This window comes from Pseudomonas sp. No.117, from assembly GCF_054558395.1.
The window spans coordinates 294641-317809 of the sequence record NZ_BAAJNP010000006.1; the positions used below are offsets into that span (position 1 = coordinate 294641).

The window sequence follows — 23169 nt, forward strand, 5'->3', positions numbered from 1 at the left end:
ATCGAAGTCGTTATTCCGGACGGGCGCGGGTGCTGACCAGCAGCGAGGCCAGGCTTGCCGCCTTGGGCTTCACCAGCCAGAACTTGCGCAGATAGTCGTCCAGGTTTTCATGGAGATGGCTGCCCCAGGCACTGCCGGTCTCGCGCACGTATTCGGCCAGCACCCCTTCCAGGTGGCTGCGATAGGCTTCCATGGCCTCGCTGTTGATGCGCTGGATCTCCACCAACTCGTGGTTGACCCGGTCGTAGAAACCGTTGTCCAGGTCCAGCACGTAGGCGAAGCCGCCAGTCATGCCCGAGCCGAAGTTGTAGCCGGTCTTGCCCAGTACGCAGACGAAGCCGCCGGTCATGTACTCGCAGCAGTGGTCGCCGGTGCCTTCCACCACGGTGTGCGCCCCGGAGTTACGTACCCCGAAACGCTCACCGGCGGTACCGGCGGCGAACAGCTTGCCACCGGTGGCGCCGTAGAGGCAGGTGTTGCCGATGATCGCCGACTCCTGGCTCTTGAAGCCCGCTCCCTGGGGCGGGGTGATCACCAGCTTGCCGCCGGTCATGCCCTTGCCCACGTAGTCGTTGGCGTCGCCTTCCAGATACAGATGCAGACCGCCGGCGTTCCAGACGCCGAAGCTCTGGCCGGCGGTGCCCTTGAAGCGGAAGGTCACCGGCGCCTTGACCATGCCCTGGTTGCCGTGGCGCCGGGCGATTTCGCCGGAGATACGGGCACCGATGGAGCGGTCGCAGTTGCCGATACTCAGGCTGAAGTCACCGCCTTCGAGCTGCTCGATACCCGGCAGCGCCATGCGCACCATTTCCTCGGCCAGCAGCCCCTGGTCGAACGGCGGGTTCTTCTCCACCTGGCAGAACTGCGGCTTCTCGGCCGGAATATGGTCGCTGCCCAGTAGCGGGGTCAGGTCCAGGTGCTGCTGCTTGGCGGTCTCGCCCGGCAGGATCTCCAGCAGATCGGTACGGCCGATCAGCTCGCCCAGACTGCGCACGCCCAGCTTGGCCAGCCATTCGCGGGTCTCCTCGGCGATGAAGGTGAAGAAATTCATCACCATTTCCACCGTGCCGATGAAGTGCTCCTTGCGCAGCCGGTCGTTCTGGGTGGCCACGCCGGTGGCGCAGTTGTTCAGGTGGCAGATGCGCAGGTACTTGCAGCCCAGGGCGATCATCGGCGCGGTGCCGAAGCCGAAGCTCTCGGCGCCGAGGATGGCCGCCTTGATCACGTCCAGGCCGGTCTTCAGGCCGCCGTCGGTCTGCACCCGCACCTTGCCGCGCAGGTCGTTGCCACGCAGCGTCTGGTGCGCCTCGGCCAGGCCCAGCTCCCAGGGCGAGCCGGCGTACTTGATGGAGGTCACCGGCGAAGCGCCGGTGCCGCCGTCGTAGCCGGAGATGGTGATGAGGTCGGCATAGGCCTTGGCCACGCCGGCGGCCACGGTGCCCACGCCAGGCTCGGACACCAGCTTGACCGACACCAGCGCCTGGGGGTTGACCTGCTTGAGGTCGAAGATCAGCTGCGACAGGTCTTCGATGGAATAGATGTCGTGGTGCGGCGGCGGCGAGATCAGGGTCACGCCAGGTACCGCATAGCGCAGCTTGGCGATCAGGCCGTTGACCTTGCCACCCGGCAGCTGGCCGCCCTCGCCCGGCTTGGCACCCTGGGCCACCTTGATCTGCAGCACCTCGGCATTGACCAAGTACTCGGGGGTCACGCCGAAGCGGCCGGTGGCCACCTGCTTGATCTTGGAGCTCTTGACGGTGCCGTAGCGCGCCGGGTCTTCGCCACCCTCACCGGAGTTGGAGCGCCCGCCCAGGCGGTTCATGGCCTCGGCCAGGGCCTCGTGGGCTTCCGGCGACAGGGCACCCAGGGAGATGCCGGCGGCATCGAAGCGGGTGAAGATGTTGGCCAGCGGCTCGACCTCTTCCAGCGCCAGGGGCTGGTCGCTGGTCTTGACCTTGAGCAGGTCGCGGATCATGGCCACCGGGCGCTGGTCCACCAGTGCGGTGTATTCGCGGAACTTGGCGTAGTCGCCCTGTTGCACGGCCGCCTGCAGCAGGTTGACCACGTCCGGGTTGTAGGCGTGGTACTCGCCGCCATAGACGAACTTGAGCAGGCCACCCGGCTGGATCGGCTTGCGGTTGTTCCAGGCTTCACCGGCCAGCAGCTTCTGCTCGGCTTCCAGGTCGACGAAGCGCGCCCCCTTGATGCGGCTGGTGACGCCGGGGAAGCAGAGGTCGGTGACCTCGTCCGCCAGGCCCACGGCCTCGAACAGCTGGGCGCCGCGATAGGAAGCGACGGTGGAGATGCCCATCTTGGAGATCACCTTGAGCAGGCCCTTGGTGATGCCCTTGCGGTAGTACTTGAACACCTCGTAGAGATCGCCCAGCACCTCGCCGGTGCGGATCAGGTCACCCAACACCTCGTAGGCCAGGAACGGATAGACCGCGGTGGCACCGAAGCCCAGCAGCACGGCGAAGTGGTGCGGATCGCGGGCGGTGGCGGTCTCCACCAGGATGTTGCTGCTGGTGCGCAGCCCCAGGTTGACCAGATGGTGATGCACGGCGCCGGTGGCCAGCACCGCGTGCACCGGAAGCTTGCCCGGCTCGATGTGGCGATCGGTCAGCACCAGCAGCACCTTGCCTGCGCGCACGGCTTCCTCGGCCTGCTCGACGATGTTGCGCAGCGCCGCCTCGAGACCCATGGACTCGGGGTAGTTGAGGTCGATCTTGACATGCTCGAAGCCGGGCTTGGGCATGTTGAGGATGGTCCGCCACTTGGCCGGCGAGACCACCGGGCTGCTCAGGATGGCGCGATCGGCGTGCTCGGCGGTTTCCTCGAAGACGTTGCGCTCGGCACCCAGGCAGGTCTCCAGGGACATGACGATGGACTCGCGCAGCGGGTCGATCGGCGGGTTGGTGACCTGGGCGAACTGCTGGCGGAAGTAGTCGTAGGGCGAACGGATGCGCCGCGACAGCACCGCCATGGGCGTGTCGTCGCCCATGGAGCCGACAGCTTCCTGGCCCTGCTCGCCCAGCGGGCGCAGCACCTGGTCACGCTCCTCGAAGGTGACCTGGAACATCTTCATGTACTGGCGCAGCTGATCCTGGTCGTAGAAGGCCGAACCGTGATCGTTGTCGTCCAGGGTCGCCTGGATGCGCATGGCATTCTTGCGCAGCCACTGCTTGTAGGGGTGGCGTGCCTTCAGGCGGTTGTCGATGTCGTCGGTCTGCAAGACCTCACCGGTCTCGGTGTCCACGGCGAGGATCTGGCCCGGGCCGACCCGGCCCTTGGCGATGACGTCGTCGGGCTGGTAGTTCCAGACGCCGACTTCCGAGGCCAGGGTGATGTAGCCGTTCTTGGTGGTCACCCAGCGCGCCGGGCGCAGGCCGTTGCGGTCGAGCAGGCAGACCGCGTAGCGACCTTCGGTCAGCACCACGCCGGCCGGACCGTCCCAGGGCTCCATGTGCATGGAGTTGAATTCGTAGAAGGCGCGCAGATCGGCGTCCATGGTCTCGACGTTCTGCCAGGCCGGCGGAATGATCATGCGCACGGCGCGGAATAGGTCCATGCCGCCGGTCACCAGCAGTTCCAGCATGTTATCCATGCTGGAGGAATCGGAACCGACGCGGTTGACCAGCGGACCGAGCTGATCGAGGTCCGGGATCAGTTCGTTGACGAACTTGGTCCGCCGCGCCTGGGCCCAGTTGCGGTTGCCGGTGATGGTATTGATCTCGCCGTTGTGGGCGAGATAGCGGAAGGGCTGCGCCAGCGGCCACTTCGGCAGGGTGTTGGTGGAGAAGCGCTGGTGGAACACGCAGATGGCGGTAGCCAGGCGCGGATCGCCGAGGTCCGGATAGAAGGCGGCAAGGTCCGCCGGCATCATCAGACCCTTGTAGACGATGACCCGCGACGACAGGCTGCAGATGTAGTGCTCGGCGTCCTCGGCGTTGCGCACCGAGGAGCGGCGGCGGGCGGAAAACAGCTTGACGGCGAACTGCTGGTCGTCGAGACCGGGACCGGCGACGAACACCTGCTCGATGCGCGGCAACCGCGCCAGGGCCAGTTCACCCAGCACGGAGGTATCGATGGGCACCTTGCGCCAGCCGACCAGGGTCAGGCCGGCGGCCTCGATCTCCAGGTTCATGTTGGCACGGGCCTGCTCGGCGCGGGCTTCGTCCTGGTTGAAGAACACCACGCCGGCGGCGTACTGCTCGGGCAACTCGGCACCGAACTGCTCCTGGGCGATGGCGCGCAGGAAGGCGTCCGGCTTCTGCATGAGCAGACCGCAACCGTCGCCGGTCTTGCCGTCGGCGTTGATACCGCCCCGGTGGGTCATGCAGGTCAGGGCTTCGATGGCCGTTTCCAGCAGGTCATGGCTGGGCTCGCCCTGCATATGGGCGATCAGGCCGAAGCCGCAGTTGTCCTTGAAGCTATCGGGATTGAACAGGCCTGCTTTCATAGCGCTCTCACCGGCAATCAGGTTGTTGCGAAGGCATCACAAAACGGTCCGTTTGTTTGAACTTTTTTCGGACAGTCAAAGGCTGACCAGTGTATCGAAAAAAACGCCTTCGACAAATACCGATGACACCTGATGAAAATTGCATGACGCAAAACAGAAAGCCCCGGCGTCACTCTCGTGATAGCGCCGGGGCTTTCCTTTCCTGCCAGACAACAATCAGCGGCTGGTGGCGATGTCCTGCTGGATGCTGGCGAAGGTCCGCGGCCAGGGCTTGCTGGCCTGCACCTTGGCCGGCAACTGCTTGGCCGCCGCCTCGGCCGCCGCGCGATTGGCGAAGTTGCCGTAGGTCACCACATAGAGCGCCTTGCCCTGGTAGCTCTTCTTGAAGTAATGGAAGCTGCCACTGTCGGCCTGAGCGGCGATGAAGTCCTGTGCCGCCTTTTCGGTGCTGGTGCCGACGACCTGCAGGGCGTACTTGCTGCCGGACTGACTGCTGTACCAGCCTGCGGCCGCACCTGCGGAATGCGTAGCGGGCGCAGCGGGAGCCGGGGCGGGCTTGGCCGGTGCCGGCGCGGGAGTAGGCGCAGGTGCGGTATGCCGGGGCGCCGGAGCGGCCACTGCCGGCGCACTGGGCGCTGGCGTGCGTGCCGGCGTCCGGCTGGGCAGTTCATCCTCGTCACTGATGGGCGGGGCGTCGGTGCTCACGGTTGGTGGCACGCCACCCGCGCCCAGGTCGTTGCCCGCCGCGGTGCCGGCCTGGCGCCCACCGGCGGCTTCCGCCAGCGGCTCGCGGATGACCGGCTGCGACTCGCCCACCAGCGGCAGGGGTAGCGGCTTGGAAGAGCCGTCGAACTGGATGGGCGCACCTTGCGCATCCTTGCCATTGGCAGCCGTGGCCTGGCCGCCCAGGGGCAGGTCCTGTCCGCTCGCCGTGGTCGTCGGCGCCTCGCTCTTGCCGCCCTTGAGCGACAGCGCCGCGGCGCCGACCGCCAGCACCACCACCCCGAGAATGATCAGGTGCTTGCGTGGCAGGGCGGCGAGCAGATTGCGCGAGGCCTTGGCCGGTGCCGCCGCCTTCTTGCGGCGGGCGCTCATGCCCGCCACCAGGATGTCCCGCGCCTCTTCGTTGAGCCGGCCGGGCCAGCCGCCGGAGCGCTGGTGAATGGTCGCCAGCTGCTCGTCGGTGAAGATCTCCAGCCCCTGGCCGGCCCCTTCCAGGCGCTGGGCCAGGTATTCTTCGGCCTCGCTTTCGCTGTAGGGCAGCAATTCGATGGCGTGGTAGCGCTCTTCACCCTGGGCGATGTCCTCGAGGCGCATCACCACCTCGGCCTCGCCGAACAGGAAGACGTGCAGACGCTCCTTCTCGGCGCCGCCGGCCAGCTCCAGCAGGGCTTCCAGGGCAGGCGTCGCCAGTGCTTCGGCGTCATCCACCAGGATGTAGACCTCCTGCCCCGCCAGACGCACTTCTGCGGCCTGCTCGAGAATGGCGGCCGGGGTTTGGCTATCGGCGCCCACGCCCTTGGCGACCTGGGCCAGCACGGTGCGGGCGTCGCCGCCGTTCTGCGCGGAAATCACCACGCAATGCACGGCTTCCTTCTTGGTGCTGGCCGCCAGGGCCTGGCGCAGCAGCGTCTTGCCGCTGCCCTCGGGACCGCTGACCACCAGCAGCAGCTGGCTGTAGCGGGCCAGGTGATGCAGCTGGCCCAGTACCGGCTTGCGCTGCGCCGGGAAGAACTTGAAACCGGGAACGCGCGCGGCGAACGGGTCGTGGGTGAACTGGTAGTGACCGAGAAAGGCTTCGTCGGCGTGCAGATTGGACATGGGACTCTCTTGCTCTCCTTACTGGGCGGTCAGAACGCGGTAATCGGTACGCAGCGTCTGCTCGAGGATGTCGCGGGCGAAGTCGGCGGTCACCACGGCCTGGCCCAGGTCACTAAGCAGCACCAGCCGGAGTTGTCCATCCAGGACCTTCTTGTCCACCGCCATGAGGCGTTCGAAATCGGCGGGCAGCATGTCGGCCGGCGGCACCACGGGCAGCCGGGCCTTGACCAGCAGGCGGATGGCGCGGTCGCGCTGGGCCGCGCTCAACCAGCCCAGCAGCAGGGACATCTGCAGCGCCATCACCATCCCGGCGGAGACCGCCTCGCCATGCAGCCAGACGCCATAGCCCTGGTGGGTCTCGATGGCATGGCCGAAGGTATGGCCCAGGTTGAGGATGGCGCGCAAGCCCGACTCGCGCTCGTCGCTGCCGACGACCTGGGCCTTGGCCGCGCAGGAGCGCTCGATGGCCTGGGTGAGCGCCGCCTGATCGAGGGCTAGCAGCGCCTCGACATGCTCTTCGAGCCAGCCGAGGAAGGGCTCGTCGCAGATCAGGCCGTACTTGATGACTTCCGCCAGGCCGGCCGACAGCTCGCGCGCCGGCAGGGTCGCCAGGCTGTCGGTGTCGATGACGACCGCCTTCGGCTGGTAGAAGGCGCCGATCATGTTCTTGCCCAGCGGGTGGTTGATGCCGGTCTTGCCGCCGACCGAGGAGTCCACCTGGGAGAGCAAGGTGGTGGGCACCTGGATGAAATCCACGCCGCGCTGATAGCAGGCCGCGGCGAACCCCCCCATGTCGCCGATCACCCCGCCACCCAGGGCGATCAGGGTGGTCTTGCGGTCATGGCGATCCTGGAGCAGGCCATCGAAGATCAGCTGCAGGGTTTGCCAGTTCTTGTGCGCCTCGCCATCGGGCAGCACGATGGTGCTGACCAGGCGATCGCCCAGGGTGCGCAGGAGCCGCTCCAGATAGAGCGGCGCGATGGTTTCGTTGGTGACGATGGCCACCTTGCGCCCGGCGAGATGGGGCAGGAAGCATTCCGGTCGATCCAGAAGGCCCTGGCCGATGTAGATCGGGTAGCTGCGCTCACCGAGCTCGACGTGAAGAGTCCGCATGCCGTCACCAAGATTCAAAGGGCGCCTAGCATAGCGCAGAACGCGCGCGGCTTTAATGCGGTGCCAGGGCTTTCAGACGGTCGAGTATCTGCAGTACCACCAGCCGCGGCGGCCGCTCGTCGGTCTCGATGATGATGTCGGCGATCTGGCGGTAGAGCGGATCGCGCATGGCCATGAGGTTGCGCAGCACCGCCGCGGGATCGGCGGTCTGCAACAGCGGCCGGTTGCGGTCCCGGGCGGTCCGCTCGATCTGCTGCTCGATGGAGGCATGCAGGTAGATGACCCGCCCGCCGCGCTTGAGCGCCTCGCGATTGTCTTCGCGCAGCACGGCGCCGCCGCCGGTCGCCATGACCAGGCCGTTTTCCGCGCACAGCTCGGCGATCGCGGCGCGTTCGCGCTCACGAAAGCCCTGCTCGCCTTCCACGTCGAAGATCCAGGGAATGTCGGCACCGGTGCGCTCTTCGATTACCTTGTCGGAATCCTTGAACGGCAACCGCAGCTCCTTCGCCAGGAGCCGACCGATGGTGCTCTTGCCCGAGCCCATCGGTCCTACGAGAAACAGATTACGCACTTATGTCATCGACCGACCGCTATCGCCTGGTTGTTCATGATACGCGGCGTGAGGAAGATCAGCAGCTCGACTTTGCTATCGGTGACCGAATCCCGGCGGAACAGGCGGCCGACATAGGGGATGTCGCCCAGCATCGGCACCTTGGTGGTGGACTTGGTCTGGGTGTTGGAGAACACGCCGCCGAGCACGATGGTCTCGCCATCGCTCACCAGCACCTTGGCATTGACCTCGTTCTTGCTGATCGGCGGCACGCCGTTGAGGGCGTTCTGGTAGTCAGGCGCATCCTTGTTGACCTTGACCTCCATGATGATGCGGTTGTCCGGGGTGATCTGCGGCGTGACCTCCAGGGACAGCGCGGCCTGCTTGAAGCTGGTGCTGGTGGCACCGCTGGAGCTGGCCTCCTGGTAGGGAATCTCGGTACCGCGCAGGATCTTGGCGGTCTCCTTGTCCGAGGTCACCACCTTGGGCTGGGAGATGATCTCGCCGTTGCCGCTGGATTGCAGGGCGGACAGCTGCAGGTCGAGCATCTGGCCGCCGGCCATGAAGCCGATACCGATGCCGGAGGTGCTGCCGGAAACGCCCATGTCGACGAAGGGCGTGGGCGCCACGCCGCTGGTGGAGGTGAAGTTGCCGACCGTGCTGGTTCCCGGCAGGTAGACCTGGCCGGTGGTGCTGTCCACGGTCGTCGCGCCATCCTTGCCATAGACCGAGAAATTGCCGTGGCTGCTATTACCGCCCCAGCGCACACCCAACTGCTTGCTGTAGTCGACGTTGGCTTCCACCAGGCGCGCCTCGATCATCACCTGGCGGACCGGGATATCCAGCTGGGAGACGATGCGGCGCAGTTCGTCCAGGCGATTCTGGGTCTGGTAGGCGATGATGCTGTTGGTGCGCTCGTCCACCGAGATGGAGCCGCGCTCGTCGGCGGTCTTGTCGGCGCTAGTCACCGACTGGAACAGCTTGGCGATGTCGGCGGCCTTGGCGTAGTTGACCTGGATCAGGTCGCGGCGCAGCGGCGCCAGCTGCTGGATCTGCTTCTGCGACTCCAGCTCCTGGCGCTCGCGGGCGGCGATCTCGTCGGCCGGGGCCACCAGCAGCACGTTGCCGATCTGGCGCTTGTCCAGACCCTTGGTCTTGAGGATCAGGTCCAGCGCCTGGTCCCAGGGCACGTTCTGCAGGCGCAGGGTGATGTTGCCCTGCACGGTATCGCTCGCCACCAGGTTGAGGTTGGTGAAGTCGGCGATCAGCTGCAGCACCGAGCGAACATCGATGTCCTGGAAGTTGAGCGACAGCTTCTCACCGGTATAGGTGAAGCGATCCGCTGCGCGCTTTTCCTTTTCCTCGGTGGTCAGCGGCTTGACGCTCAGGGTCAGGCGATTGTTGGTCTGGTAGGCCAGGTAGTCGTAGGTGCCGGTCGGCTCGATGACGATGGAGGCGGCGCCGTTGTCGGCCGAGGCATTGACGAATTGCACCGGCGTGGCGAAGTCCTTGACGTCCAGGCGCACGCGCAGCTCTTCGGGCAGCTGCGTTCCGGCGAAGGTCAGGCGGATCTTGCCGCCCTGCTCCTGGATGTCCGGGTTGATGCCGGTCTCGCTCAGGTCGATGACCACGTTGCCCTCGCCCTGGGGACCACGCTGGAAATCGATATGGCGGATCGCCTTGCCGCGCAGCTGCGGACGCGGCGCGGTCATGGCGGCCACGGTCGAGCTGGCCGGGGTCGGCGGCAAGGCGCCGCGCGTGGCCGGCAGGGGCATGGCCGAAGGTGCGGTCACGGTGGCCGGCGCGGCCGCGCGGGGCAGGTTCGGCGTCAGGTTGGCCTGGGCGCTGACGGTCTGGCGCCCCGCGGTGCCACCGATGGTGACGAAGAGGTTGCGGCCGTCGGCGCGGGTGTCGTAGCTGGCCAGGTTGGTGAGGTTGATGATCAGCCGGGTCCGGTTGCCCGCCTCGACCACCGTCACGCTGCGCGCATTGCCATTGCCCAGGTCACGGCTCTTGCTACCCAGCTTGTTGGCCACCCCGGGCAGGTCCAGGGCGATCCGCGCCGGCTGCTCGATGGTGTAGCCCTTGGGCACGGGCACCGGCTGATCGAAGGTCAGCTTGAGTTCGATGCGATCCCCGGGCAGGGAGGCGACGTTCAAGGCCTGCAGATCGGCCGCCAGGGCCTGGCCGGCCAGGCCGCCCAGCAGCAAGGCCAAGCCCAGTCCCAACCGTCTTGCGCTTTTCGTCTTCACTGTACTCGCCCTGCCCATTAAGTCTTTTCCTTCAAGGTGATGGTGCGCGGCCGTTCCAGCCAGCCACCCTCGCCATCCGGGACGATTTCGATCACGTCGATCTCACCGTCGGTAATCTTGGTGATGCGCCCGTCGTTACGCCCCAGGTAGTCCCCCACCTTGACGCGATGCACCCCGCCGGCCCCGTTGACCAGGGCATAGCGGCCACTGGCATTGGCCAGGATGCCGACCATGCTGAAGGTTTCGATGTTGAAGCCCTCGAGGAACTGCTTGGGCCGATTCGCGTCCGGCTTGATGTTGCCGGTGCCGCGCTGGCGCACCGTAGGATCGATGCGGATCGGCGCCTGGAAGGGGCTGCGCAGGGCCGCCGCGGCGTAGGTGAAGGGCTCGTAGGCGCGGAATTGCGGCAGCGGCTCGATGGAACCGCGCGGCTTGGCGCGGGTTTCATCCATGAAGGCCTGCAGATCGCTGGTATCGCTGGAACCGCAGCCGACCAGCACGCTGGTCAGGAGGCAAAGCAGCAGGGGCGTTCTCATTTGCCGAGCCCCTTGTCGTTGTAGCGATAGGTCTTGGCCAGCACGTTCATGCGCAGCTTGCCACCGGTACCGGACACGGAACCGCTGCCATTGGCCGTCTTGTCATCCACCGGCTTGAGATCGAAGTCGTGCAGGGTAACGATGCGCGGCAGGCTGGAGACGCTGCTGACGAAGGTCGCCAGGTCATGATAGCTGCCCACCACGGTGATCTGGATCGGCAACTCGACGTAGAACTGCTGGGTGACCTCGGGGAGGAGCTTGATCTGCTCGAATTCCAGGCCACTGCCCAGGCCCGTGCGGGTGATGTCCTCGAGCAGCGCCGGTACCTCGGTGTCGCCCGGCAGCTGCCGCAACAGCGCGCCGAAGGACTCTTCCATCTCCACCATCTGCTGCTTGTAGGCATCCAGGTTGGCGGCCTGGAAGGCCTTGCTGGCGTACTGCTGCTTGAGCGTCTCTTCCTGGGTGCGCTGGTTCTCCAGCTGCGCCTGCAGGTCGCTGAGGTGGAACTGGTAGCCGAGCAGCAGCACCACCAGCACGATCAGCAGGCAGGCGATGACCTTGACCGGCTTGGGCCAGGAGCCCAGGTTCTCGAGACTGAGTTCATTGATGTCGATCTTGCGCAGACTGGCCAGGGAATCGGCGAGACTCATGGCTTGACTCCCTGGGCGAGCGGGGCCGGCGCCGGTGCGCCGGGCTGGGTCTGCTTGACGGTGAGCTGGAAGGTGTTGGCCTGGTCCACCGCCCCGGCGGTGGTCGCCTTCACCTCGATCAACGTCGGCGAGGCGAACCAGTCCGAGGCGTCCAGGTTACGCATCAGGTTGGAGACCCGGTTGTTGGATTCCGCCTCGCCACTGATCGACAGGGTATCGCCCTGCATCTTCAGCTCACGGAAATACACCCCGTCCGGCAGGGTCCGCACCAGCTGGTCGAAGACATGGCCGATGACCGGCCGATTGCCCTGCAGGTCCTGGATGATCTTCATCCGCGCCAGCAGCTGCTGGCGGCGGGTCTTGAGTTCGCTGATTTCCTTGATGCGCACGTCGAGCTGGGCGATGTTCTGCTGGATGAAGGCGTTGCGCGCCTCCTGGTGGGTGATCTCACCGGACAGGTACTGATCGCCGAGGAATACGGCGCCGCACGACAGCACGAAGATGCCGCCCAGGATGACCAGGAACTGCTTGCGTCTTTCTTCGCGCAGCTGTTCCCGCCAGGGCAAGAGGTTGATGCGGGCCATCTAGTCGAAACTCCTCATGGCCAGGCCGCAGGCGATCATCAGTGCCGGAGCGTCCCCCGCCAGGGCTGCCGCATTGACCTTGTTGCTGACGGTCATGTCGGCGAAGGGATTGGCCAGGACGGTCGGGGTGCCGATTTTCTGCTGGATCAAACGGTCGAGTCCGGAAATTGACGCTGTTCCTCCGGCAAGCAAGATGTAGTCCACATCATTGTATTGCCCGGCGGCGAAAAAGAACTGCAGCGAGCGCGCGACCTGCTGTACCACCGCCTCGCGGAAGGGGGTGAGGACCTCGCTCTGGTAGTCGTCCGGCAGCCCGCCCTGCTTCTTGGCCAGCCCGGCCTCCTCCACCGACAGGCCATAGCGGCGCTGGATCTCCTCGGTGAGCTGGCGGCCGCCGAACAGCTGCTCGCGGGTATAGATGGTCTTGCCGTTGTGCAGCACGCTCAGGGTGGTCATGGTGGCGCCGATGTCGACCACCGCCACGGTCAGGTCGTCGACGTGGCCACCGAGCTGATTGGCCAGCAGCTGGTAGGCGCGCTCCAGCGCATAGGCCTCGACGTCGACCACCTTGGCCGAGACGCCGGCCAGGGCCAGGGCCGCCTCGCGGACCTCGACGTTTTCCTTCCGGCAGGCGGCCAGCAGCACCTCGACGCGCTCGGCGTTGCGCGGCGACGGCCCCTGCACCTCGAAGTCGATGGCGACCTCGTCGAGGGGATAGGGAATGTACTGGTCGGCTTCCAGCTTGATCTGGTTTTCCAGCTCGTCGTCGGACAGGCCGGCATCCATCTCGATGGTCTTGGCGATCACCGCCGAGCCGGACACGGCCACGGCGGCGCTGCGCGCGGAGGTGCGCGCCTTGACCAGCACCCGGCCGATGGCCAGGCCGACGCCCTCCAGCTCGGCGATGTTCTTCTCGACCACGGCATTGGCCGGGAGGGGTTCGACCGCATAGGCTTCTACCCGATAGCGACCGCCTGCACGGCTCAACTCGATGAGTTTCACGGATGTCGAACTGACGTCGATACCCAGCAGCGTATTCGCCTTCTTTCTGAATAGCCCTAGCACATCAGTTCCCTATGAGCGACGGTGATATTCCGCGGACGGGCATTAGATAACAGACTTGACACCCGAGCAAATAGCGGCCAACCGCCAAACGCGCCTATAATGGCGACGCCGTGTAGGCTGACCCTCACCTGTCGCCCTTTCCTTCTTTCCATTCGAAAAGTCTCTTGATGCGTGTTTTGAAATTTTTCTGGTGGTCGTTGGTCGCCCTGGTCTGCAGCCTGTTGCTGGGTCTCAGCGGTGCCTTCCTCTACCTCAGCCCCAGCCTGCCCTCCATCGACGCCCTGCGTAACGTGCAACTGCAGATCCCCCTGCGGGTGTACAGCGCGGACGGCAAACTCATCGCCGAATTCGGCGAAATGCGCCGCTCGCCGCTGCGGTTCAACGAGATACCCCCCGATTTCATCCATGCCCTGCTCTCCGCCGAGGACGACAACTTCGCCAATCACTATGGCGTGGATGTGAAGAGCCTGGCGCGAGCGGTGAGCCAGCTGGTCAAGACCGGACACATCCAGACCGGCGGCAGCACCATCACCATGCAGGTCGCCAAGAACTACTTCCTGACCAGCGAGCGCAGCTTCTCGCGCAAATTCACCGAGATCCTCCTGGCGCTGCAAATCGAGCGCCAACTGACCAAGGACGAGATCCTCGAGCTCTACGTCAACAAGATCTACCTGGGCAACCGTGCCTACGGCATCGAGGCCGCCGCCCAGGTCTACTACGGCAAGTCCATAAAGGACCTGACCATCGCCCAGATGGCGATGATCGCCGGCCTGCCCAAGGCGCCGTCGCGTTACAACCCGGTCGCTAATCCTGAGCGTAGCCTGGAAAGACGGAATTGGATTCTCGAACGCATGTTCAAGCTCGGTTATATCGATCAGGCGGCCTACCAGGCCGGCATCGCCGAGCCGCTCGAGGCCTATCACCACGTCGCCATTCCCGAGCTCAACGCCCCCTACATCGCCGAGATGGCGCGGGCGGAAATGGTCGGCCGCTATGGCGGCGACGCCTATACCGACGGCTACCAGGTGTACACCACCATCGACAGCCGGCTGCAGACCGATGCCTTCGAAGCCGTGCGTGATGGCCTGACCGACTACGACCGGCGCCATGGCTATCGCGGTCCTGAGGCGCAATGGCCCAACCGCAGCCGGGCCGAATGGACCGCATTGATCCAGAAGCAGCGCATCGTCGGCGGCCAGGATCCCGCGATCGTCACCCAGGTGGAGAAGAGCGGCATCCTGGTGCTGACCCGCGACGGCAAGGAAGAGGCGGTGTCCTGGGAGTCGATGAAGTGGGCCCGCCCCTACCTCAGCGCCAACAGCCTGGGCCCGCGGCCGAACGGCCCGGCCGACGTGGTCAAGGTCGGCGACCTGATCCGGGTGCAGCGCCAGGACGATGGCAGCCTGAAGTTCTCGCAGATCCCCAAGGCGCAGAGCGCCCTGGTCTCCCTCGATCCCCAGGATGGCGCCATCCGCGCCCTGATCGGCGGCTTCTCCTTCGAGCAGAGCAACTACAACCGCGCCACCCAGGCCCGCCGCCAGCCCGGCTCCAGCTTCAAGCCGTTCATCTATAGCGCGGCCCTGGACAAGGGTTTCACCGCGGCCAGCCTGGTCAACGACGCCCCCATCGTCTTCATGGACGAGAATCCCGACGAAGCCTGGCGGCCGAAGAACGACAACAACACCTTCCTCGGTCCGATCCGCCTGCGCGAGGCGCTCTATCGCTCGCGCAACCTGGTCTCCATCCGGGTACTGCAGGCCATCGGTATCGACTATGCGCTGGACTACGTGAGTCGCTTCGGCTTCGAGCGCGATCAGTTGCCGCGCAACCTGTCCCTGGCCCTCGGCACCCCGGGCCTGACGCCGCTGGAAGTGGCCACCGGCTGGTCGGTGTTCGCCAACGAGGGCTACAAGGTGACGCCCTATGTGGTCGACCACGTGACCGATCGCGACGGCAAGGTGGTCTACCGCGCCGCGCCGCCACGGGTGCCACAGCAGGCCCAGGCCAAGACCGTCCCGGGCGTCGAGGTCACCCCCGCCGCCGACACCGCGGCCGCCGATCCGGCCAATCCGGCACCGGTGTTCGCGCCCCAGGTCATCGACCCGCGCAACGCCTTCATCATGAACAGCATGCTGCAGGACGTGATCAAGCGCGGGACCGGGCGCAAGGCCCTGGAGCTGGGTCGTAACGACCTGGCCGGCAAGACCGGTACCACCAACGAGTCGAAGGACACCTGGTTCTCCGGCTACAACGGCGACTACGTGACCACGGTCTGGGCCGGTTTCGACCAGCCCGATACCCTGGGTCGCCAGGAATTCGGTGGCACCGTGGCCCTGCCGATCTGGATGAGTTACATGGGCGCGGCGCTCAAGGACAAGCCGCCGCACCAGCTCAAGGAGCCGGACGGCATCGTGTCCATCCGCGTCGACCCCACTACCGGCCGCGCGGCGCCACCCGGCACGCCCAACGCCTACTTCGAGCTGTTCAAGAGCGAGGATACCCCGCCGAGCCTGGACGAGCTCCCGCCCGGCGTGGCGCCCGGTACTCCGCTGCCCTCCAGCGAAACCGTACCCATGGACATCTTCTGATCTCCAGCCAATAAAAAACCCCGCCAAGGCGGGGTTTTTATTGCTTCAGGCCTTACTTGGCGAAGACGTCATCCACCGACTTCAGCGGATAGTTCGCCGGATAGGGCAGCGTGGCCACACCGGTTTCGATGGCGGCCTTGGCCACGGCATCGGACACCAGGGTGATCAGACGCGCGTCCATCGGCTTGGGAATGATGTACTCGCGGCCAAAGCTCAGGCTGTCGACCTTGTAGGCCTCGCAGACTTCCTTGGGTACCGGCAGCTTGGCCAGGTCGCGCAGGGCCAGGGCGGCGGCGATCTTCATCTCTTCGTTGATGACCCGGGCACGGACGTCCAGGGCACCACGGAAGATGAAGGGGAAGCCGAGGACGTTGTTGACCTGGTTCGGGTAGTCGGAACGACCGGTGGCCATGATCACGTCGTCACGGGTGGCGTGGGCCAGCTCGGGGGTGATTTCCGGATCCGGGTTGGAGCAGGCGAAGACGATGGGATTGGCCGCCATGCGCTTGAGGCCTTCGGCCGACAGCAGATTGGGGCCGGACAGACCGACGAAGACATCGGCGCCGTCGAGGGCATCGTCCAGGGTGCGCTTGCTGGTCTCGGTGGCGAAGGCCGCCTTGTACTGGTTCAGGTCGCTGCGGCCGCTGTGGACCACGCCCTGACGGTCGATCATGTAGATGTTCTCGACCTTGGCGCCCATGCTCGCCAGAAGGCGCATGCAGGAGATCGCGGCGGCGCCGGCGCCCAGGCAGACGATCTTGGCGTCTTCCAGGCGCTTGCCGGCGATTTCCAGGGCGTTGAGCATGCCGGCGGCGGTGACGATGGCAGTACCGTGCTGATCATCGTGGAACACCGGGATGTCGCACTGCTCGATCAGGGCGCGCTCGATCTCGAAGCACTCGGGTGCCTTGATGTCTTCCAGATTGATGCCGCCAAAGGTGATGGAGATGCGCTTGACGGTATCGATAAAGGCCTGGGGGCTCTCGGCTTCCACCTCGATATCGAAGACGTCCACACCGGCGAAGCGCTTGAACAGCACGCCCTTGCCTTCCATCACCGGCTTGGAGGCCAGCGGGCCGAGGTTGCCCAGGCCGAGGATGGCGGTGCCATCGGAAATCACGGCGACCAGGTTGCCTTTGCCGGTGTAACGGTAGGCCAGTTCGGGATCGCGACCGATCTCGCGGACCGGTTCGGCGACACCCGGGCTGTAGGCCAGGGACAGGTCACGGGCGGTGGCGGTAGGCTTGGTCAACTCGACGCTGAGTTTGCCGGGGCGCGGCTGAGCATGGTATTCGAGGGCAGCGGTTTTGAGATCAGACATTATTGGTATATCCGCGTGGTGTGGGTCTTGGGTCGGGCGAGAATACGCAAAGACTCAAGGTGCCACAAGCAATCGGCCATATGCCTGAAATCAATCGCAATACGACTTTCGGCTAAAACGATTCAACCCGCAGACCCAGCATGTGCGGGTCGCTCAGGGTCATCTGCCAGCGCGCTCGCCCTTCCTCCCGCTGCCGGCTGCGATCGACGATCCAGCCCCGTGCTTCGAGGGTCCGACCGATCCATGACTGCAGCGGGACCTTGGCGAAGGCCGCGACGAAACGACTCGGCACCCTGACCACCAGATCACCGTCGAACTGCAGCCAGAGGCCACCCTGGTTGCGCTCCACGCTCCGCAGACGGCCCTGCACCAGGGCGAACCCACTGTCCTGGACGGCGCTGGCGGCGATGGTCGGATCCTGCTTCCAGAGGCCGAGCCGCGCCTGGCGTGCCTGGCGCTCCGCCGCCACCTGGCAGTTGGCCAGGCGGGTGTTGGGCGCGATGGCGACCGCGTAGCCCAGTCCTTCGGCGATCAAACGGGCTTCCAAGTTGCTGCCCTGGCGGTCATAGAGATGGGCCAGGGTCCGCCCATAGTGGTCGGTCGCCTCGCTTCCCGGTACCAGCCGGAGGCGCTCGTCACTGGCCTCGACCAGCGCCTGCAGACGCCGGCGGGCCGCCTCGGCATAGGGCTGGGCGGTACCGCCGGATTTGCCCAGCTCTGGGGCATTGACCCCGATCAGGCGCACGGAGCGCCCATCGACCAGCCGCAGGGTGTCGCCATCCACCACCTGCCGGACCGTCACCTCCTGACCATCCGGCAGCAGCGGGCAGTCCTCGGCCATGGCGAGGGACGCGCTGCCCAGCGCCCAAACGAAAAAGGCGCCCCAGAGGGACGCCTTCTTCCGTGTCGAGCCATGCGGAGATGGCCGACGGCAGCGCATTACTTGCTGCTGCCGAACACGCCGAAGCGCTGCTTGAAGCGATCGATACGGCCGCCAGCGTCCAGGACCTTCTGCTTGCCGGTGTAGAACGGGTGGCATTCGGAGCAGACGTCCAGGTGAATGTTCTTGCTCAGGGTCGAGCGGGTCTTGATGACGTTGCCGCAGCTGCAGGTAGCTTCGATGGCATCGTACTGGGGATGGATATCAGCTTTCATGGGGCTATCCTCGGGGTCTAGCTGTGCCGCCACCCGGCGCCATTGCCGGATACCGCACAGATTTGGGCTGCAAATCATACCAGAGCGGTTAGGACGTGCAAGCGACCCCCACGCCGCCCGTCTGCTACCATCGGGCTTTCCCCCTGCGAGCCTTGCCGTGCCCCTGATCCTGCGCCTGGCGCTGCCCTCCCCGCTGCGTCGCCTGTTCGACTATCTGCCGCCCAAGGGCGCGGTCGCGGAGCAGTTGCGTCCGGGCGTACGGCTGCGGGTGCCCTTCGGTCGCCGCGAAGTCATCGGCGTGCTGATCGAGGTCGCCCAGGACACCGAGGTCCCTGCGGACAAGCTGCGCAAGGCCCTGCAGCTGCTCGACGAGCGTCCGCCGCTACCGAGCGCGCTGTTCGAACTCTGCCAATGGTCCGCCCAGTATTACCAGCACAGCCTCGGCGACACCCTGAGCTGGGCACTTCCTGCCCTTTTGCGTCAGGGCGAGCCGGCCGAGCGCCGGTTGCAGCGTTTCTGGATCGCCCAGCCCGATGCCCGCCCGGAGGATCCGCGCCTGGCCCGGGCACCGCGGCAGCGCGAGGCGCTCAAGACCTTGCGCCAGCATCCCCATGGCGTGCTGCACGAATTGCTCGGCCAGCTCGGCCTGGTCAAGGACAGTCTCGATCTCCTGCAGGCCAAGGGCCTGGTCAAGGTGGAGACCCGCTATCACCAGCCGACCCGGCACCAGGGTTCCTGGCTCGCCCAGGCCGAATTGCCGCTCAACGGCGAACAGCGCCTGGCCTACGAAGCGGTCCGCGCCGGCAGCGGGTTCCACTGCTATCTATTGGAAGGGGTGACCGGCAGCGGCAAGACCGAGGTCTATCTGCAACTGATCCGCGCCACCCTGGAAGCGGGACGCCAGGCGCTGCTCCTGATCCCCGAGATCAACCTGGGGCCCCAGACCCTGGGACGCTTCGAGCAGCGCTTCAACGCCCGCATCGCCCTGCTGCATTCGGCGCTGACCGACCGCGAGCGCATGGACATCTGGCTGGCCGCCCGCGACGGCGAACTGGACATCGTGGTGGGCACCCGCTCGGCGCTGTTCACCCCGCTCAAGCACCCGGGCCTGATCATCGTCGATGAAGAACACGACGCTTCCTATAAACAGCAGGAAGGCCTGAGGTATCACGCCCGCGACCTGGCGGTGGTCCGTGCCCGCTTCGAGAACCTGCCGGTGGTCCTGGGGTCGGCGACGCCCTCGCTGGAAAGCCTTCATAACGCCGACCAGGGCCGCTATGCCCATCTGCGCCTGTCGCTGCGCGCCGGGGGCGCCCAGCCGCCGCGCTTCGAGCGCCTGGACGTGCGCAGCCGTCCGCTGGACAGCGGCCTGTCGCAGCCGCTCTTGAAAGCCATGGGCGCGACCCTGGAGCGCGGCCAGCAGGTACTGGTGTTCCTCAATCGCCGCGGCTTCGCCCCGACCCTGCTCTGCCACGACTGCGGCTGGCTGGCCCAGTGCCCGCGCTGCGATGCGCGCATGACCTACCACCGCGGCTCCGGCGAACTGCGCTGCCATCACTGCGATCACCGCCAGGCACCGCCGCGGCATTGCCCGTCCTGCGGCAAGCTCGACCTGCGCCCGGTAGGCGCCGGCACCGAACGCGCCGAGGAGCGCCTGCAGTTGCTGTTTCCGGACATCCCGGTGCTGCGCATCGACCGCGACACCACGGCGCGCAAGGACGCCCTGGGCAAGCTCTTGCGGACCATCCACAGTGGCGCGCCCTGCATCCTGGTCGGCACCCAGATGCTCGCCAAGGGGCACCATTTCCCCAAGGTGACCCTGGTGGCCGTGCTCGATGCCGACAGCGGGCTGTTCTCCGCCGATTTCCGCGCCAGCGAGCGCATGGCGCAGCAGATCGTCCAGGTGGCCGGCCGCGCGGGTCGTGCCGAGGAACCCGGCCAGGTGCTGATCCAGACCCACCTGGCCGATCATCCGCTGATGGTGCAGCTGGCCGAGGAAGGCTATCCGGCCTTCGCCCGCCAGGCGCTGCAGGAGCGCCGCGCCGCCGGCCTGCCGCCCTTCGCCTACTTGGCGCTGCTGCGCGCCGATGCGCATCGCCAGGACCAGGTGGAGAATTTCCTCGAAGCGGCCTACCACGTCGCCGAGGGGCTGGCGGTGAATCTCGCCCTGCCTCAGGTGGAGTTGCTCGGTCCGGTACCGGCGCCGATGGAGCGCCGCGCCGGTCGTCACCGCGCCCAGTTGCTGCTGCAGAGCAGCAGCCGCGCGCCCCTGCATCGGCTGCTGGGGATCTGGGTGGTGCAGCTGGAAAGCCTGCCGGAGGCCCGGCAGGTGCGCTGGTCGCTGGATGTCGATCCCATCGATCTGTTCTAGTGGCACAGGCTTACCATTGGCAAGGCCGGGCCGGCCACGGATAATGCCGGGTTTTCATCGCAGTGCGCGCTCGGCGCACGCCGAAGGCCAACGACCATGAAAGACAGCATCCGCCAGCTCATCCAGCACGCCCTCGACCGCCTGATCGCCGACGGCACCCTGCCGGCCGACGTCGCCCCGGCCATCCAGGTCGAGAACACCAAGGACAAGAGCCACGGCGACTTCGCCAGCAACGTCGCCCTGCTGCTGGCCAAGCCGGCGCGGGCCAAGCCGCGCGACCTGGCCGAGAAGCTGCTGGCCGCCCTCCCCGCCGATCCGGCGGTGAGCAAGGTGGAGATCGCCGGCCCGGGCTTCCTCAATTTCTTCCAGAATCACGCCCAGTTGGCCGCACGGCTGGATGCGGCCTTCGCCGATCCGCAGCTGGGCGTGCCCAAGCACGATCCACGGCAGCGCGTGGTGGTGGACCTCTCCTCGCCGAACCTGGCCAAGGAGATGCACGTCGGCCACCTGCGTTCCACCATCATCGGTGACGCCGTGGCGCGGGTACTGGAATTCCTCGGCGACGAGGTGATCCGCCAGAACCACGTGGGCGACTGGGGCACCCAGTTCGGCATGCTGCTGGCCTACATGGAAGAACAGCCCCAGGCCGCCGAAGGTGAGCTGGCCGACCTAGAGGTGTTCTACCGCGCCGCCAAGGGCCGCTTCGACGCCTCGCCGGAATTCGCCGCCCGCGCCCGCGAACTGGTGGTGGCCCTGCAGGCGGGCGATGCCGATTGCCTGCGCCTGTGGGAAAGATTCAACGCCGTCTCCCTGTCCCACTGCCAGGAGGTCTACGACCGCCTCAACGTCAAGCTGACCCCGGCCGATGTCAAGGGCGAGAGCGCCTACAACGACGACCTGGCCCAGGTGGTGGCCGACCTGGACGCCGCCGGCCTGCTCACCGAGAGCGATGGCGCCCGCTGCGTCTTCCTCGACGAATTCAAGAACGCCGAGGGCAATCCCCTGCCGGTGATCGTGCAGAAGGCCGGTGGCGGCTACCTCTATTCCACCACCGACCTCGCCGCCATGCGCTATCGCAGCCGCCAGCTGCACGCCGACCGGGCGCTCTACTTCGTCGACCAGCGCCAGGCCCTGCACTTCCAGATGGCCTTCGAGGTGGCGCGCCGCGCCGGTTTCGTCGACCCGGCCATGGGGCTGGAGCACATGGGCTTCGGTACCATGAACGGCGCCGACGGTCGTCCGTTCAAGACCCGTGACGGTGGCACCGTCAAGCTGGTCGACCTGCTCGACGAAGCCGAGGAACGCGCCTACCAGCTGGTCAAGGAGCGCAATGCCGGACGCGCCGAGCGCGGCGAAACGCCCTTCAGCGAAGAAGAGCTGCGCCACATCGGCCGCGTGGTGGGCATCGCCTCGGTCAAGTACGCCGACCTGTCCAAGCACCGCACCAGCGACTACAGCTTCAACTTCGAGCAGATGCTCAGCTTCGAGGGCAACACCGCGCCCTACCTGCTGTACGCCTACACCCGGGTCGCCAGCGTGCTGCGCAAGGCCGGGCAGACCGCGCCCGAGGGCAGCATCCGCCTGGACGCCCCCCAGGAGCAGGACCTCGGCGGGCGGCTGGCGCAGTTCGGCGAGATCCTCGCCAGCGTCGCCGACAAGGGCACCCCGCACCTGCTGTGCAGCTACCTCTACGACCTGGCCGGGCTGTTCTCCAGCTTCTACGAGAATTGCCCGATCCTGACCGCCGAGGACCCCGAGCTGCGCCAGAGCCGGCTGCGCCTGGCCGCCCTCACCGGGCGCACCCTCAAGCAGGGTCTGGAACTGCTCGGCCTGCACACCCTGGAACGCATGTAAGAGACGGATCACCGCCTGATGGCCAAGAAAGCCCCACCCAAGCGCGGCGCCAGTCGCAATACCTCGGCTCCGAAAAAGCAGCCCCTGCCCGGCTGGGTCTGGCTCGCCTCGGGCCTGGCCATCGGCGCCTTCGTGGTGTTCCTGATGAAGCTCGAACCGGGCAACAAGGCGGTGCAGCGCGCCAAGCCGGAAGAAGGTCGTCCGGCGGCCGCGGCGGGCAATGGCAAGCCCTCGACCAGCGCCGGCAAGACCGAAGGCACGCCACCCACACCGATCAAGCCCAAGTACGACTTCTATACCCTGCTGCCGGAATCCGAGGTGATAGTGCCGCCGGACGCCGTCCCGCGCACCCCGACCGCCAAGCCGACCACCCCGGCGAAACCGGATGCCGCGGCGACCCCGGCCCAACCCGGCCAGCCCACCAGCACGACGCCGGCCACTCCGACGACCGCGCCGGGCCAGCCTGCCGCCACGCCGCCCAAGGAAGCCACCACCAAGGCCCAGCCGCCGGTGACGCTGTTCTTCCTACAGGCCGGCTCGTTCCGTACCCAGGCCGATGCCGACCGGGTCCGCGCCCAGATCATCATGCTCGGCCAGGACGTGCGCGTGGAGTCGGGCAAGGTCAAGGACGACACCTGGTACCGGGTGCTGGTCGGCCCCTACAGTGATCGCGACCAGCTGACCCAGGCGCAGAAGCAGCTCGCCGGCAGCGGTTTCAAGAATTTGTTGCTGCAGCAACGCCGCGGTCACTGATTGGATGAATCCCCTCGCCGCGGCGCTTGAAGGGCGTCGCGGCCATCCCCATATCTCTGCGTAACCGGGGCTGACCGCCCCAAGCAACGCGGAGAGA

General features: G+C 66.3%; 16 protein-coding genes. 4 read left to right on the top strand and 12 right to left on the bottom strand.

The genetic code is table 11. From position 1 onward, the window contains the following. Positions 1-10: 10 nt before the first annotated feature. The 9 genes from gltB to ACYJP6_RS16495 form a co-directional block, all read right to left on the bottom strand. On the bottom strand, positions 11-4459 hold the full coding sequence (gene gltB, locus ACYJP6_RS16455) for a glutamate synthase large subunit (protein WP_459476087.1): 4449 nt from the start codon (positions 4457-4459) through the stop codon (positions 11-13). 216 nt (positions 4460-4675) lie between these two features. Beyond that, positions 4676-6280, bottom strand: a complete 1605-nt coding sequence (locus ACYJP6_RS16460) for an AAA family ATPase (RefSeq protein ID WP_459476088.1) — start codon at positions 6278-6280, stop codon at positions 4676-4678. An 18-nt stretch (positions 6281-6298) separates the two neighbouring features. Then, positions 6299-7393, bottom strand: a complete 1095-nt coding sequence (aroB, locus tag ACYJP6_RS16465) for a 3-dehydroquinate synthase (RefSeq protein ID WP_459476089.1) — start codon at positions 7391-7393, stop codon at positions 6299-6301. Between the two features lie 52 nt (positions 7394-7445). Further along, positions 7446-7964 carry a shikimate kinase AroK gene (gene aroK / locus ACYJP6_RS16470; protein WP_459476090.1) on the bottom strand — a complete coding sequence of 173 codons (519 nt, stop codon included), beginning with the start codon at positions 7962-7964 and terminating at the stop codon, positions 7446-7448. Between the two features lie 5 nt (positions 7965-7969). Next, a complete protein-coding gene (pilQ, locus tag ACYJP6_RS16475; protein ID WP_459476091.1) occupies positions 7970-10213 on the bottom strand; it encodes a type IV pilus secretin PilQ in 2244 nt (747 codons plus the stop codon). Next, complete coding sequence (locus ACYJP6_RS16480; RefSeq protein WP_145007574.1) at positions 10213-10731, bottom strand: pilus assembly protein PilP; 519 nt, start codon at positions 10729-10731, stop codon at positions 10213-10215. The genes pilQ and ACYJP6_RS16480 overlap by 1 nt, the downstream gene beginning before the upstream one ends. Then, positions 10728-11381: a type 4a pilus biogenesis protein PilO gene (gene pilO, locus ACYJP6_RS16485; RefSeq protein ID WP_459476092.1), complete on the bottom strand. Its 654-nt coding sequence runs from the start codon at positions 11379-11381 to the stop codon at positions 10728-10730. The genes ACYJP6_RS16480 and pilO overlap by 4 nt, the downstream gene beginning before the upstream one ends. After that, complete coding sequence (locus ACYJP6_RS16490; RefSeq protein ID WP_459476093.1) at positions 11378-11965, bottom strand: PilN domain-containing protein; 588 nt, start codon at positions 11963-11965, stop codon at positions 11378-11380. The genes pilO and ACYJP6_RS16490 overlap by 4 nt, the downstream gene beginning before the upstream one ends. After that, positions 11966-13030: a pilus assembly protein PilM gene (locus ACYJP6_RS16495; RefSeq protein ID WP_459476094.1), complete on the bottom strand. Its 1065-nt coding sequence runs from the start codon at positions 13028-13030 to the stop codon at positions 11966-11968. Positions 13031-13197: 167 nt separating this feature from the next. Between ACYJP6_RS16495 and ACYJP6_RS16500 the strand changes: the two genes are divergently transcribed. Continuing rightward, positions 13198-15618, top strand: coding sequence for a penicillin-binding protein 1A (locus tag ACYJP6_RS16500; protein WP_459476095.1), 2421 nt, complete (start codon positions 13198-13200; stop codon positions 15616-15618). A 52-nt stretch (positions 15619-15670) separates the two neighbouring features. On the opposite strand, the gene ACYJP6_RS16505 is transcribed toward ACYJP6_RS16500, so the two are convergent. The 3 genes from ACYJP6_RS16505 to rpmE all read right to left on the bottom strand — a co-directional run bounded on the left by ACYJP6_RS16505 (position 15671) and on the right by rpmE (position 18094). Continuing rightward, the gene (locus ACYJP6_RS16505) at positions 15671-16939 is read right to left on the bottom strand and encodes a malic enzyme-like NAD(P)-binding protein (protein WP_459476096.1); all 1269 of its coding nucleotides are present in this window, start codon (positions 16937-16939) and stop codon (positions 15671-15673) included. A gap of 112 nt (positions 16940-17051) precedes the next feature. Next, positions 17052-17879, bottom strand: coding sequence for a thermonuclease family protein (locus ACYJP6_RS16510; protein ID WP_459476097.1), 828 nt, complete (start codon positions 17877-17879; stop codon positions 17052-17054). Next, positions 17879-18094 (bottom strand): 50S ribosomal protein L31, encoded by a 216-nt coding sequence (rpmE, locus tag ACYJP6_RS16515; RefSeq protein ID WP_007161618.1) that lies wholly within the window; start codon positions 18092-18094, stop codon positions 17879-17881. Before rpmE ends, ACYJP6_RS16510 begins: the two co-directional genes overlap by 1 nt. 157 nt (positions 18095-18251) lie before the next feature. Here rpmE and ACYJP6_RS16520 point away from each other — a divergent pair, with 157 nt between their 5' ends. From ACYJP6_RS16520 to ACYJP6_RS16530, 3 genes are all read left to right on the top strand, one after another. Then, a complete protein-coding gene (locus tag ACYJP6_RS16520) occupies positions 18252-20465 on the top strand; it encodes a primosomal protein N' (protein ID WP_459476098.1) in 2214 nt (737 codons plus the stop codon). 96 nt (positions 20466-20561) lie between these two features. After that, a complete protein-coding gene (gene argS / locus ACYJP6_RS16525; protein WP_459476099.1) occupies positions 20562-22319 on the top strand; it encodes an arginine--tRNA ligase in 1758 nt (585 codons plus the stop codon). A gap of 15 nt (positions 22320-22334) precedes the next feature. Continuing rightward, positions 22335-23072, top strand: coding sequence for an SPOR domain-containing protein (locus tag ACYJP6_RS16530; RefSeq protein WP_459476223.1), 738 nt, complete (start codon positions 22335-22337; stop codon positions 23070-23072). The last annotated feature ends 97 nt before the right edge of the window (positions 23073-23169 follow it).